The sequence below is a fragment of the Flavobacterium kingsejongi genome, assembly GCF_003076475.1.
In the GTDB taxonomy this organism is placed as follows: Bacteria; Bacteroidota; Bacteroidia; order Flavobacteriales; family Flavobacteriaceae; genus Flavobacterium; species Flavobacterium kingsejongi.
In genome coordinates this window covers 18,895-34,868 of the sequence record NZ_CP020919.1, presented here as the reverse complement: position 1 = coordinate 34,868, position 15,974 = coordinate 18,895, and the positions used below count along the sequence as shown (strand labels likewise).

7 protein-coding genes are annotated in these 15,974 nt (G+C 39.0%); 6 read left to right on the top strand and 1 reads right to left on the bottom strand.

The annotated features are described in order from the left end of the window. Positions 1–16 precede the first annotated feature (16 nt). The 6 genes from rplJ to FK004_RS00090 all read left to right on the top strand — a co-directional run bounded on the left by rplJ (position 17) and on the right by FK004_RS00090 (position 14,017). Positions 17–526 carry a 50S ribosomal protein L10 gene (gene rplJ, locus FK004_RS00115; protein ID WP_108735419.1) on the top strand — a complete coding sequence of 170 codons (510 nt, stop codon included), beginning with the start codon at positions 17–19 and terminating at the stop codon, positions 524–526. A gap of 60 nt (positions 527–586) precedes the next feature. After that, positions 587–955 carry a 50S ribosomal protein L7/L12 gene (gene rplL / locus FK004_RS00110; RefSeq protein ID WP_108735418.1) on the top strand — a complete coding sequence of 123 codons (369 nt, stop codon included), beginning with the start codon at positions 587–589 and terminating at the stop codon, positions 953–955. Between the two features lie 128 nt (positions 956–1,083). Continuing rightward, the gene (gene rpoB, locus FK004_RS00105) at positions 1,084–4,896 is read left to right on the top strand and encodes a DNA-directed RNA polymerase subunit beta (protein ID WP_108735417.1); all 3,813 of its coding nucleotides are present in this window, start codon (positions 1,084–1,086) and stop codon (positions 4,894–4,896) included. 62 nt (positions 4,897–4,958) lie between these two features. After that, positions 4,959–9,263, top strand: a complete 4,305-nt coding sequence (rpoC, locus tag FK004_RS00100; protein WP_108735416.1) for a DNA-directed RNA polymerase subunit beta' — start codon at positions 4,959–4,961, stop codon at positions 9,261–9,263. Positions 9,264–9,268: 5 nt separating this feature from the next. After that, on the top strand, positions 9,269–9,574 hold the full coding sequence (locus FK004_RS00095) for a DUF3467 domain-containing protein (RefSeq protein ID WP_108735415.1): 306 nt from the start codon (positions 9,269–9,271) through the stop codon (positions 9,572–9,574). Between the two features lie 516 nt (positions 9,575–10,090). Further along, positions 10,091–14,017, top strand: coding sequence for a fibronectin type III domain-containing protein (locus tag FK004_RS00090; protein ID WP_170108532.1), 3,927 nt, complete (start codon positions 10,091–10,093; stop codon positions 14,015–14,017). Positions 14,018–14,186: 169 nt separating this feature from the next. Here the strand turns inward: FK004_RS00090 and FK004_RS00085 are convergent, their stop codons facing one another. Then, positions 14,187–15,776 carry a peptide chain release factor 3 gene (locus tag FK004_RS00085; RefSeq protein WP_108735413.1) on the bottom strand — a complete coding sequence of 530 codons (1,590 nt, stop codon included), beginning with the start codon at positions 15,774–15,776 and terminating at the stop codon, positions 14,187–14,189. Positions 15,777–15,974 lie beyond the last annotated feature (198 nt).

Below are 15,974 nucleotides of genomic sequence, written 5' to 3'. Positions count from 1 at the left end.
GTTAAAAATTTTTAGTATGACTAGAGAAGAAAAATCAATCGCGATTGAAGATTTAACTGCACAGTTAGCTGGTTCAAATATTGTTTATGTAGCAGATATTTCCGGACTAAATGCAGAGACAACTTCAAACCTTAGAAGAGCTTGTTTTAAAGCAGGGATAAAATTAGAAGTAGTTAAGAACACTTTGCTTGAAAAAGCTATGGGTGCTTCCGATAAAGACTATGGAGATTTACCATCTGTTTTAAAAGGTAACACTTCTATATTTTTTGCAGATGTAGCAAATGCTCCTGCAAAAATCATCAAAGATTTCCGTAAAAAATCGGATAAGCCAGTTTTCAAAGGGGCTTATATCAACCAGGAAATCTATATTGGTGATAACTTATTAGATTCATTAGCTTCGCTGAAATCGAAAGAAGAAGTTATTGGGGAAATCATTGGATTACTTCAATCACCGGCGCAAAGAGTTATTGCAGCTCTTCAAAACCAATTCTCGAAAGAAGAAGAAGTTGCTACTGAAGCTGAATAAGCCAAACAGAACGCACTTAATAAATTATAATTTTACAAATCATTTTAAACGATAGAAAAAATGGCAGATTTGAAACAATTCGCAGAACAATTAGTTAACCTTACAGTTAAAGAAGTTAACGAATTAGCAACAATATTAAAAGATGAGTATGGTATTGAGCCTGCTGCTGCAGCTGTTGTAGTTGCTGCTGGTGGTGGAGATGCTGCTGCTGAAGAGCAAACAGAATTCACAGTAATCCTTAAAGAAGCTGGAGCTTCTAAATTAGCTGTTGTAAAAGCGGTTAAAGAATTAACAGGATTAGGTCTTAAAGAAGCTAAAGATTTAGTTGACTCTGCACCTGCACCTGTAAAAGAAGGTATTTCTAAAGATGAGGCTGAAGGTCTTAAAAAATCATTAGAAGAAGCTGGAGCTGTAATTGAACTTAAGTAAGTTACACTAGGTTTTAAGAACTAGGTTTAGGCCTTGGGCAGAAACGCCCAAAGGCCTAAACCATTTTTCGTATATTATATTTTATGCGTTTTTTTTATCAATTTTTTTAATCAAAATTTTGTCCATTGATGATAACAAATCAGACTGAAAGATTAAATTTTGCCTCAACCAAAAATATTCCTGACTATCCGGATTTTCTTGATATTCAGGTTAAGTCTTTTAAAGATTTCTTTCAACTTGAAACTAAATCCGATGAAAGAGGCAACGAAGGTCTTTATAACACCTTCATGGAAAACTTTCCAATTACCGATACCAGAAACCAATTTGTATTGGAGTTCCTTGATTACTTTGTAGATCCACCACGTTACACAATCCAAGAGTGTATTGAGAGAGGACTTACATACAGTGTGCCGCTTAAAGCCAGGCTGAAACTGTATTGTACCGATCCGGAGCACGAGGATTTTGAAACGATAGTTCAGGATGTATATCTTGGAACAATCCCTTATATGACACCAAGTGGTACATTCGTGATCAATGGTGCAGAAAGGGTTGTTGTATCGCAATTGCATAGATCACCAGGGGTATTCTTTGGACAATCGTTTCATGCAAACGGAACAAAATTATATTCTGCCAGAGTAATTCCTTTCAAAGGATCATGGATTGAATTTGCTACCGATATCAATAGCGTTATGTACGCCTATATCGATAGAAAGAAAAAATTACCGGTTACTACATTGTTCAGGGCAATTGGGTTTGAAAGAGACAAGGATATCCTTGAGATTTTTGACCTTGCTGAAGAAATTAAAGTTTCTAAAACTGGACTTAAAAAATATATCGGAAGAAAATTAGCTGCCCGTGTATTGAATACATGGCATGAAGATTTCGTAGATGAAGATACTGGCGAGGTAGTTTCTATCGAGCGTAATGAGATTATCCTGGATCGTGATACTATCATCGATAAGGATAATGTGGAAGAAATCATCGATGCTAATGTGAAAACCGTTTTGTTGCATAAAGAGGATAATAACCAGGCTGATTATGCCATTATCCACAATACGCTTCAAAAGGATCCAACAAACTCTGAAAAAGAAGCTGTTGAGCACATTTACCGTCAGTTGCGTAATGCTGAACCGCCTGATGAGGAAACCGCTCGTGGCATTATCGATAAATTGTTCTTCTCTGACCAACGTTACAACTTAGGTGAAGTAGGTCGTTACAGAATGAACAAAAAACTTGGTTTGGATATTCCAATGGAAAAGCAAGTGCTTACCAAAGAAGATATCATTACCATTGTGAAATACCTGATCGAATTGATCAACTCTAAAGCAGAGATTGATGATATCGATCACTTGTCAAACCGTCGTGTAAGAACAGTTGGTGAACAACTTTCTGCTCAGTTCGGTGTCGGTTTGGCCCGTATGGCGAGAACCATCAGAGAGCGTATGAACGTTAGAGATAACGAGGTGTTTACACCTATCGATTTGATCAATGCTAAAACATTATCATCGGTAATTAACTCTTTCTTTGGAACAAACCAGTTATCTCAGTTCATGGACCAAACGAATCCATTAGCAGAGATTACGCACAAAAGAAGATTGTCTGCCCTTGGACCTGGTGGTCTTTCCCGTGAAAGAGCCGGATTTGAGGTACGTGACGTTCACTATACACACTACGGACGTTTATGTCCTATTGAAACACCAGAGGGACCAAACATTGGTTTGATCTCTTCTCTTGGAGTGTATGCTAAAGTGAATGGAATGGGATTCATCGAAACACCATACCGTAAGGTAACCAATGGTAAAGTTGACTTGGTTTCTACTCCTGTATATTTAAGTGCAGAAGAAGAAGAAGGTAAGATGATTGCTCAGGCAAATATTGAAATGACTGAGGACGGACAGATTACTGCCGACAAGGTTATTGCCCGTGAAGAAGGCGATTTCCCGGTTGTGGATCCGAATGTTGTTGATTATACTGACGTTGCTCCGAACCAGATCGCATCGATTTCGGCTTCATTGATTCCTTTCCTGGAACATGATGATGCTAACCGTGCGTTGATGGGATCAAACATGATGCGTCAGGCGGTTCCTTTGCTACGACCAGAAGCCCCAATTGTGGGTACAGGTCTTGAGCGCCAGGTAGCGTCTGATTCCCGAGTATTGATTAATGCAGAAGGTCCTGGGGTTGTAGAATATGTGGATGCTAATATCATCACCATTAAATATGACAGGTCAGAAGAAGAAAGAATGGTAAGTTTTGACTCAGATGACAAAACCTACAATTTGATCAAATTCAGAAAAACCAACCAGAGTACTTCTATTAACCTGAAACCAATCGTAAGAAAAGGGGATAGGGTAATTAAAGGACAAGTACTTTCTGAAGGATATGCTACCCAGAATGGAGAGCTTGCTTTAGGTAGAAACCTTAAAGTGGCGTTTATGCCATGGAAGGGATATAACTTTGAGGATGCAATCGTAATTTCTGAGAAAGTAGTTCGTGATGACATTTTTACCTCTATACACGTTGATGACTATTCATTGGAAGTTAGAGATACTAAATTGGGTAACGAAGAATTAACGAATGATATTCCAAACGTTAGTGAAGAAGCTACCAAAGATTTAGATGAGAATGGTATGATCAGGATTGGTGCTGAAGTAAAACCTGGCGATATCCTAATCGGAAAAATTACACCAAAAGGAGAATCAGATCCTACTCCGGAAGAGAAATTGCTTCGTGCAATCTTCGGGGATAAAGCAGGTGATGTAAAAGATGCTTCGTTAAAAGCATCTCCTTCATTACACGGTGTGGTTTTGGACAAAAAATTATTTGCGAGAGCGGTAAAAGATAAACGTAAACGTTCACAGGATAAAGATAGCCTGGCGAAACTTGAAATGGACTTCGAAGTAAAATTCGTAGAGCTGAAAGATAAGCTGGTTGACAAATTATTCAATATCGTTAACGGAAAAACATCTCAGGGTGTAATGAATGATTTGGGTGAGGAAGTATTACCAAAAGGTAAGAAATATACCCAAAAAATGTTGAATGCTGTTGAAGATTTCGCACACCTTAACAAAGGGATGTGGGTAGCAGATGATGAAACCAATAAAATGGTGAATGACCTGATCCACAACTACAAAATTAAGCTGAATGACCTTCAGGGAGCACTGAGAAGAGAGAAATTCACCATTACAGTGGGGGATGAACTTCCTTCAGGAATTTTAAAACTGGCTAAAGTTTACATCGCTAAGAAACGTAAACTGAAAGTAGGGGATAAAATGGCAGGACGTCACGGAAATAAAGGTATTGTTGCCCGAATTGTTCGTCACGAAGATATGCCATTCCTGGAAGATGGAACACCGGTAGATATCGTGTTGAACCCACTTGGGGTACCTTCACGTATGAATATCGGTCAGATTTATGAAACTGTTCTTGGATGGGCCGGACAGAAATTAGGTAGAAAATATGCTACTCCAATTTTTGATGGTGCTACATTAGACCAGATTAATGAATTGACAGATGAGGCTGGAATTCCAAGATTTGGACATACTTACCTTTATGATGGAGGAACTGGTGAGCGTTTCCACCAACGTGCTACTGTCGGTGTAATTTATATGCTGAAATTAGGGCACATGGTTGATGATAAAATGCACGCACGTTCTATCGGACCGTATTCTCTTATTACACAACAACCATTGGGTGGTAAAGCTCAATTTGGTGGTCAGCGTTTTGGAGAGATGGAGGTTTGGGCTCTTGAAGCTTATGGTGCATCCAGTACATTAAGAGAGATCCTAACGGTTAAATCTGATGATGTTATCGGTAGAGCTAAAACTTACGAAGCAATCGTTAAGGGTGAATCTATGCCGGAACCAGGATTACCTGAATCGTTCAATGTATTAATGCACGAACTTAAAGGTCTTGGATTGGATATTAGATTAGAAGATTAATTCACTTGGGAGTGGTTCTGCTGCTCCCAATTTTTAATGTTTTTTATAAATCGACTACGATTATGATGAATAAAAATAATAAAGATAAAAACACGATAAAAAGGTTTAGCAAAATCTCTATTGGACTGGCATCTCCGGAATCTATTCTGGCGGAGTCAAGAGGTGAGGTTCTAAAACCTGAAACTATCAATTATCGTACGCACAAACCGGAGCGCGACGGTCTTTTCTGTGAAAGAATTTTCGGTCCCGTAAAAGATTTTGAATGTGCTTGTGGTAAATACAAAAGAATCCGTTACAAAGGAATCGTTTGTGACCGTTGTGGTGTGGAGGTTACGGAGAAAAAAGTACGTAGAGACAGAGTAGGTCACATTAATCTTGTTGTGCCTATTGCTCATATCTGGTATTTCCGTTCTTTACCAAATAAAATTGGTTATATCTTAGGCTTGCCGTCTAAGAAACTGGACATGATTATCTACTACGAAAGATATGTAGTAATCCAGGCTGGTATTGCAAAAAATGCTGAAGGAGAATCATTACAACGACTTGACTTTTTAACTGAGGAAGAATACCTGAATATCTTAGATAGCCTTCCACAGGATAACCAATATCTTGACGATTTTGACCCTAATAAGTTTGTTGCCAAAATGGGAGCAGAATGTATTATGGACTTATTGGCTCGAATTGACCTGGATGAGTTGTCATACCAGTTACGCCACAGTGCTAATAATGAAACCTCAAAACAACGTAAAACTGAAGCACTGAAAAGACTTCAAGTTGTAGAGTCTTTCCGTGAATCTAACCTGAACAGGGAAAATCGTCCGGAATGGATGATCATGAAAGTTGTTCCGGTTATTCCACCAGAATTAAGACCTTTGGTGCCGCTTGATGGTGGGCGTTTTGCAACATCCGATTTAAATGATTTGTACCGAAGAGTAATCATCCGTAACAATCGTTTGAAACGATTAATGGAAATTAAGGCTCCGGAAGTAATCTTACGTAATGAAAAACGTATGCTTCAGGAATCGGTAGATTCATTATTTGATAATACAAGAAAAGCATCTGCTGTTAAAACAGAATCAAACCGTCCGTTGAAATCCCTTTCTGATTCCCTGAAAGGTAAACAAGGTCGTTTCCGTCAAAACCTTTTGGGTAAACGTGTGGATTATTCTGCCCGTTCGGTAATCGTCGTTGGACCGGAATTGAAATTGTTCGAATGTGGTTTGCCAAAAGATATGGCTGCTGAGCTGTACAAACCTTTTGTGATCCGTAAACTGATCGAAAGAGGAATTGTGAAAACAGTGAAGTCTGCTAAAAAAATTATAGACAAAAAAGAGCCTGTAGTTTGGGATATTCTTGAAAACGTAATTAAAGGGCATCCTGTATTACTTAACCGTGCTCCTACATTGCACCGTTTGGGTATCCAGGCATTCCAGCCTAAACTTATCGAAGGAAAAGCGATTCAGCTTCACCCATTGGTATGTACGGCATTTAATGCGGATTTTGATGGTGACCAGATGGCGGTTCACCTTCCTTTAGGGCCTGAGGCGATTTTGGAAGCTCAATTATTAATGTTGGCTTCTCACAATATCCTTAACCCTGCGAATGGAGCACCAATTACGGTACCATCCCAGGATATGGTCTTGGGTCTGTATTACATGACCAAAGAACGTTTGTCTACTCCAGAACATAAAATTTTAGGTGAAGGCCTTGTTTTCTATTCTGCTGAAGAAGTAAATATTGCATTGAACGAAGGAAGACTGGAATTGAATGCCAGTGTAAAAATTCGTGCAAAAGATTTCAATGACAATGGAGAATTGGTATATAAAATTATCCAGACTACTGCCGGACGTGTACTCTTTAATGAAGTAGTGCCAGAAGCAGCAGGATATATCAATGATGTATTGACTAAGAAAAACCTTAGAGATATTATCGGACATATTTTAAGTGTTACCAACGTTCCAACAACTGCGGCTTTCCTTGACAATATGAAAGATATGGGATACAAATTCGCTTTTAGAGGTGGTTTGTCCTTCTCATTAGGGGATATTAGAATCCCGGAACAAAAACAACAGTTAATTGCAGATGCCAGAGAACAAGTTGATGGTATTTCTGTGAATTATAACATGGGTCTTATCACCAATAACGAACGTTATAACCAGGTTATTGATATTTGGACTTCTGCGAATGCACAGCTTACGGAATTAGCAATGAAAAATATTAGAGAAGACCAACAAGGTTTCAACTCTGTATATATGATGCTTGATTCTGGGGCGAGGGGATCTAAGGAACAGATTCGTCAGTTGACTGGTATGCGTGGTTTGATGGCTAAGCCTAAAAAATCGACTGCCGGTGGTGGTGAGATTATTGAAAACCCGATTCTTTCTAACTTTAAGGAAGGTCTTTCGATCCTTGAGTACTTTATCTCTACTCACGGTGCACGTAAAGGACTTGCGGATACGGCGTTAAAAACGGCGGATGCGGGGTACTTAACAAGAAGGCTTCATGACGTTTCTCAGGATGTTATCGTGAACACGGTAGATTGTGGGACGCTTAGAGGTGTTGAAGTTTCGGCATTGAAAAAGAATGAAGAGATTGTTGAATCATTAGGAGAAAGAATCTTAGGACGTGTTGCATTGCAAGATGTAATTAATCCATTGAATAGTGAAGTTTTAGTTCCTGCTGGTGAGCAAATCACTGAAGCATTTGTAAAACTAATCAACGCGGCTCCAATCGAAAGAGTGGAAGTACGTTCTCCGTTAACCTGTGAGGCGAAAAAAGGTATTTGTGCCAAATGTTATGGTAGAAACCTTGCTACAGGTAAGATGACTCAAAAAGGAGAAGCTGTAGGTGTAATTGCTGCCCAGTCTATTGGGGAGCCAGGAACACAGCTGACACTTCGTACATTCCACGTTGGTGGGGTTGCGGGGGGTATCTCTGAAGAATCAAGTATTGTAACACGTTTTGCCGGTAGACTGGAGATCGAAGATCTTAAAACAGTAAAAGGTGAGGATAACGAAGGTAATGCTGTTGATATCGTAATTTCACGATCTACAGAATTGAAATTGTTAGACGTTAAAACGGGTATTGTCTTAAATACGCATAACATTCCTTACGGATCTAATATCAACGTTAAAGACGGGGATGTTGTTGAAAAAGGTACTGTAATCTGTAAATGGGATCCTTATAATGGAGTTATTATTTCTGAATTTACCGGTAAAATTGCTTACGAAGATATCGAACAGGGACAATCGTTCATGGTTGAAATCGATGAGCAGACAGGTTTCCAGGAAAAAGTAATCTCTGAAGCCAGAAATAAAAAATTGATTCCTACTTTATTGGTTTACGGTAAAGATGGTGAATTGATCCGTTCTTATAACTTACCAGTTGGTGCCCACTTGATGGTGGATAACGGGGAGAAAATTAAAGCGGGTAAAATTTTGGTAAAAATCCCACGTCGTTCTTCAAAAGCTGGGGATATTACAGGAGGTCTTCCTAGAATTACAGAGCTTTTAGAAGCGCGTAATCCTTCGAATCCAGCTGTGGTTTCTGAAATTGATGGAGTAGTTTCTTTTGGAAAAATCAAAAGAGGTAACCGTGAGATTGTGATTGAATCTAAATTTGGTGAAATCAAGAAATACCTTGTGAAACTTTCAAGCCAGATCCTGGTACAGGAAAATGACTTCGTAAGAGCAGGTGTGCCATTGTCTGATGGAGCAATTACTCCAGATGATATCCTAAGAATCCAGGGACCTGCTGCTGTTCAACAGTATCTGGTAAATGAGATTCAGGAAGTATACCGTTTGCAAGGGGTAAAAATCAATGACAAGCACTTTGAAGTTGTGATTCGTCAGATGATGCGTAAAGTAAGAATCCAGGATCCGGGTGATACCCTGTTCTTAGAAGATCAACTGGCACACACCAGAGACTTTATCGTTGAAAATGATAAATTATACGGAATGAAAGTGGTTGAAGACGCAGGAGATTCTGATAACCTGAAACCAGGCCAGATCATTTCACCACGTGAATTACGTGATGAAAACTCCTTGCTGAAACGTACGGATAAAAATCAGGTAGTAGCAAGAGATGTTATCACAGCGACAGCAACTCCGGTACTTCAGGGTATTACACGTGCATCACTTCAGACGAAATCATTTATTTCTGCAGCATCGTTCCAGGAAACTACGAAAGTATTGAATGAAGCCGCTGTAGCAGGTAAAGTAGATGGTCTTGAAGGTCTTAAAGAAAATGTTATTGTTGGACATAGAATCCCTGCCGGTACCGGTATGAGAGAATATGACAATATATTGGTAGGTTCTAAAGAAGAATATAACGAGTTATTAGCAACAAAAGAGGAATTTAATTATTAATTACTATGAGCGATTCTAAACAACAACAAATTAATATCGAACTGGATGAGAAGACAGCAGAGGGGATTTATTCCAATCTGGCAATCATCAACCATTCAGCTACGGAATTTGTACTGGATTTTGTGAGTATCATGCCTGGTATTCCCAAAGCGAAAGTAAAATCAAGAATAGTTCTTACTCCTCAGCATGCTAAGAGACTGTTGAAAGCCATTGGAGAAAACATACACCGTTTCGAAAGTGCCCATGGTGAAATTAAAGATACCGAACAGCCTCCTATTCCGCTTAACTTCGGTCCTACCGGACAAGCATAATTCAAAAAGCCTCTCAGAAATGAGAGGTTTTTTTTTGCTCTTACACAACCTTATTCTACGTTTAACGAGAAACTATTCCTTATACTTACGACTGAAATCAATGTGTTCTTAGTAAGAAAATATTGTATTTTACCAGCGTCTAATTATATCTTTTTTTGATTTGCTACTTTTACTGGATAAACAGGTCTGTAAATTAATTGTATTTTTTTTAAATTGTTGCATTTGTCAGTAAACTTCGTGTATAATTGTAGTATTCGTGTTTTGTTTTTAACAAATGAATGGTGTTATATGAAAAGTGTTAATTGCGTTTTGTGTAAAAAAAATGCCATATATAAGGTGATTATTAAATTATTATCAAATATTTTAAATTTTCAATCATACTTCATCTCTCAATTGCTTTTTTTACGGATACGTTAATTATTTTGTGTTTTTTATTCTTGTATGTTAATTATATGTTATATTTTTCCTCAATATTTCACCTAATAATTTTCATTTATGATTAAAAACTACAAAACTATGAAACATCTTTTTACAGGATGGCTTTCAGGCTTTCGTTCTGACAAATCCGGTCAGGCGTTGGTTAATGATTTCGGAAAGTTTAGAAACGTTGTTTCTTTGGCTTTCCTTTTGGTGCTGTTTTTTAGCGTTACTGCTAAAATCAATGCACAGACAAATATTGCGAATTATTCATTCGCAGCTACTACAGGTAATACGTACGTGCCTATCACAGGAGGTACTACTGTGTTCTCTGGAGCCTATGACAATTCTGTTTCGGCAGCAATAACTATGGGAGGGACATTTCCTTTTGGGGGGGTAAATGTAACCACATGTTATATCAGTACTAATGGATTTATCACATTCGGGGTAGCTCCATCGTCATCAACATATGCACCGCTTTCCACATTAGAATCAACTACTGGGGCTATTGCTGCATTTGGTCAGGATGCCGGAGCATCTACTGTTACTGGCGCTACGCCGCTAATCAGCTATTTGAATACAGGAGCTGAGTTTGTGGTACAATATTCAGACCATGCTAACTATTATAATAGAACCTCAGAGCGTCTGAATTTCCAGATTAGGCTTACCTATGCGACAGGTGCTATAAATATTGTTTATGGAACTAATACTAATCCAGGTGTTGTTACCAGCGGTACAACTCCACAAGTTGGAATTAGGGGAAATAGCATTAATTATGCAACAAATGTCAATAATTTATATGCCTTAAATGTACCATCTAATACTACTTGCGATTGGTCAAAAGCGGTTACAGGGTTTAGTAATGCGAGTACTTTACTTTTTTCAGGAACAGATAACGTTGCTGTAAAGATTCCAGCGGGTCTTTCTTATACCTGGACTCCTGCTAATCAGGGCCCTGTGCGTACATTTACTGCGGCTACAGGAATCACGACAAGTAGTGCTACAGTAAATTGGACCGCTCCTACAGGGGCTACACAATATAATGTACAGTATCGATTACCTGGGAGTTGCGACTGGACTGACTGGAGTGGGAATCCAGTTATGACCAATTCAGTTACGTTAACAGGTTTGTCTGAGCTAACGAGTTATCAGGTTAGGGTACAAGCCTCTAATGGTGCTGTGAGTTCGATTTATTCTCATATTCCAAATGCAGCAGGTACCGGAAATGGATATTCAGCAACAGGGAGTTTTAAAACACTGGCTTCATGTACTGTGCCTACTGGAATAGTTGTTTCTAATATTACTCCTAATTCAGGGACAGTAGCTTGGACGGCCTCAAATCCTATTCCATCTGGTGGGTACGAGTATGAATTGCGTACCAGTGGTGCTGCAGGAAGTGGTGCGACTGGTTTAGTTTCTGGGGGAACTACAGCTACCCTTTCTCAAAACTTTACAGGTCTTACTGCTACTACAGCATATTCTTTTTATGTGAGATCTAATTGTGGTTTCGGTGCTTTTAGCGTTTGGACGACTGTTTCTTCTTTTAGTACCCCTTGTAATGCTGTTGCACTACCTACAGTTTTAGAAGGATTTAATACGGCAGGAATTCCATCATGTTGGAATACTTCTGTTGTGACAGGTACTCAGAGTTGGATACAAATAAGTGGTTCAAGTGGAGATATTACGGCTCCTTATGCCGGAGCAGGTTTTATGGAAAAAGATTATACTTCCTCTGAAGCATTATTGGTATCTATGCCGATAAGTTATACTTCAGTAACAGCTGCCAGCAGAGTAAATGTATTTTTGCATCGGCATGCATCTGCAGATGTCGGAGATCAATATGTAATATATGCTAACACAACGCCATCACTTACTGGCGCAACACAATTGCTTTCGGTTTATTCGAAAACGACTATAGTACCAACGGTAGCTGCTACAGGATGGTATAATTACCTAATAGATGTGCCAGCGACTTTTAATGGAAGTTCTTCTGTTTATATCATTATAAAAGGAATTACAAGTGCAGGATTTAGTTCTTATGATTTAGGGGTAGATAATTTTAAAGTAGAAATTACCCCAACGGATACTGTAGATTTAGCAAATTTATTTTCATTCAATGTAAATGCAACTCAGGTATCTGCAATTGGAACGTGTCAATCAGTAGATGTTCATGCACAGGCTTATGAAGCTGGAGTAACAGATCCTGCTGGTCAGGCTCCTGGTTTGGTTTCATGGATAGGATATTCTACAACAAATACAGATCCGTCTACATGGCCGGAAACAGCATTTACTACAGCGACATTTACTGCTAATGTAGGAAACAATGATGACTTTAAAGTTACATTATCAAACTTACCTGCTGGAACCTATTATTTTGCCAGTAGATTTCAATTGAATGGAGGTCCTTTTAGATATGGTGCCTCGAATAACGGTTTTTGGAATGCGACAACAAATCCTAATGCTGTTTTGACTGTTACAGCTCCTGTGGCAATTGCTGCTGCTTCATCTGTTTCGTCTATTTGTGCTGGCAGTACAGTTACTTTAACAGCAACAAGTGCTAATGCAAACTATACGTATGCATGGAGTAATGCTGCTGGCAGTGGAACTTCAGTGGTGGTTTCGCCTACAGCGACAACAACTTATACTGTTACGGCGACAGATACTGTTACAGGTTGTACAGTTACAGCCACAGTAAGTGTTGTGGTAAATGGTATTCCAACTCCTATAGTTGTAACACCATCTTCTGCAGAACTTTGTACCGGAACAGTGCAATTGCTTACTGCATCTGGTGCAGTGCCTCCAGCACCTACAGCGATTGGAAATGCTACGACTAAAACAACGGAGACAGAAGAGTTGACTGCGTTTTGTAACAGAAGGCCAAAACTGGTATACCAAACAATTTATACTGCTGCTGATTTAAATGCAGCCGGAATTGCAGCCGGACCAATTTTATCTATAGCTTACAATATTACAAGTGTAGGAAGTGCTGCGAATAATACAAATTTCACAGTTAAAATTGGAACAACGACTAATGCAGTATTTCCAAATACAAATTTTGTAACAACCGGGCTTGCTACAGTGTATGGCCCTGCTACTTATACTCATGCTATTGGTTGGAATACAATAACATTTACAACTCCATATGTTTGGGATGGTATTTCTAATATTGTGGTAGAAGTATCGCAAATTGGTATTGATTCATTGTATAACACTGAAACATTCTATACGCAAACAACTGGTAATACTGTTTTGTATCGCTATGGTATCGACGCAGGAGCTGCCGTGTCTGCATCGAATAAAAGGTTCAATGTGAAATTTGGTTATAATGCAATGTCACCTATTACATGGTCTTCTACAGGAACGAATGATTTATTCACAGATGCCGCGGGGACTATTCCTTATGTAAGTGGTACGCCTTCAATTTCAGTGTATGCTAAACCTACTGGATCTACTACAATTACAGCTAATGGAATGAGTACTGCAGGATGTTCTGCTGTAGCAGGAACTGCTGCTCTTACTGTAACAACTACACCAGCTCCAACAGGAGAATCTACTCAGGTTATCAGTGCTGTTGCGCCGGAAGATGCTACGGTTGAAGATTTGGTTGTAGTAGGAACGAATGTACTTTGGTACGCTTCATTAGCCGATCTTCAGATAGGTGTTAATCCGTTGGCTCCAAATGCCGTATTGGTGAATGGTGCTATTTATTATGCAACTCAGACTGTAAATGGATGTACAAGTATTCAAGCTTTTGCAGTTACAGTTACGGTTACATTAAAAACAAATTCGTTTGATATTAAAGAATTGAAATATTATCCGAATCCCGTTGTTAGTGTATTGAATGTGTCATACAATAGCGAGATTACCACTGTGGAAGTATATAACATGATTGGACAACGCGTAATTGCTGTTGCTCCTAATGCGACTACTGCAGCAATTGATATGAGTAGACTTCCTTCCGGAACGTATATCATACAATTCAAAGCAGATCAAAAAATCCAAACCGTGAAAGTGGTGAAGAAATAATAATTTGCATTTATATTATTAAAAGCCTCCTTCGGGAGGCTTTTTTATTGGTATCAATTGATCTGTAATAGTGTTGTGGAATAGTTGTTCATGCTTTCTGGTGCTGTAAGCAAAAAAAAGAGGCCTCTAATTGATTAGGGGCCGCTTTTAAACGTATTGAAAATGGTATTTAATCAAATTCTGAAGTAAAGAATAGTTTTACATTCGGATATTTGGTTTGAGTCATTTGGATGGTAAAATCAGAATCCGCTAAGAAAACCAATTGGCCATATTTGTCTTTGGCGAGGAATTTTTGTTTGATGCGTTTGAATTCGGCAAATTCAGCACTTTTAGGATCATTGGGTTTTACCCAGGTCGCTTTATGTACCGGGAAGTTCTCATACGAACATTTAGCGCCATATTCGTGCTCCAGACGGTACTGAATTACCTCATACTGAAGGGCACCAACCGTTCCGATTACTTTACGGTTGTTCATCTCCAAAGTAAATAATTGGGCCACACCTTCGTCCATTAACTGATCCACGCCTTTTTCCAGTTGTTTGGCTTTCATAGGATCTGCGTTATTGATATAGCGGAAATGCTCCGGTGAGAAGCTTGGGATGCCTTTAAAGCTCATGATTTCGCCTTCTGTCAGGGTATCGCCAATTTTAAAATTCCCGGTATCGTGCAAGCCTACAATATCACCAGGGTAGGAGATGTCTACAATTTCTTTTTTCTCTGCGAAAAAGGCATTGGGGCTGGAGAATTTAAGGTTCTTGTTCAGGCGAACATGCATGTATGGTTTGTTGCGTTCGAATGTACCGGAAACAATTTTTATAAAAGCCAGACGGTCACGGTGTTTGGGATCCATATTTGCATGGATTTTAAATACAAATCCTGACATTTTCTCTTCCTTTGGATCTACCAGGCGGGTTTCTGATTCTTTTGGGCGTGGTGATGGAGCGATCTGTACGAAGCAATCCAACAATTCCCGTACACCAAAATTATTAAGTGCCGAACCAAAAAATACAGGCTGAAGTTTTCCGTCCAGGTAAGCGTCGCGATCAAAAGGAGGATATACTTCATCAATCAGTTCCAATTCTTCCCGCAGTTGTACTGCTGGTTTTTCGCCAATTATTTTTTCAAGCTCCGGATTTTGGACATCAGAAAAAGCAATCGTTTCTTCGATGTTCTTTCGGCTATCGCCACTAAAAATATTGATGTTCTTTTCCCAGATATTATAAATTCCCTGGAAATCATACCCCATTCCTATTGGGAAACTCAGGGGAGTTACTGTTAATCCTAATTTTTGTTCCACTTCATCCATCAGGTCAAAGGCATCTTTACCTTCACGATCCAGTTTATTGATGAAAACAATCATTGGAATATTACGCATGCGGCATACTTCTACCAGCTTTTCCGTCTGTTCTTCGACACCTTTGGCAACGTCAATCACGACAATCACACTGTCAACAGCAGTCAGGGTTCTAAAGGTATCTTCGGCAAAATCCTTGTGCCCGGGCGTATCCAGGATATTTATTTTCTTATCCTTATAATTAAAAGCCAATACAGAGGTGGCTACCGAAATACCTCTTTGGCGTTCGATTTCCATAAAGTCACTCGTAGCTCCTTTTTTGATCTTATTGTTTTTTACCGCACCCGCTTCCTGAATAGCACCTCCAAATAGAAGCAGTTTTTCTGTAAGCGTTGTTTTACCGGCATCCGGGTGGGAAATAATCCCGAAAGTTCTTCTTCTATTTATTTCTTCAATAAATGTCATGGCATATTTTTTATAACGAGTGCAAAAATACATTTATTATTTCAGAAATCCATTACTTCAGTGATTTGGGATGCTGAAAGTGTGGGGGTTTCAAATTTTAAACCCAGGTATCATATTTACAATAGCGGCTGGCCTGCTTACTTCGTTTAGATGCGCCTTTTAGCCTATAAATAGCTTGCATTCAGCTGCTGTATAATT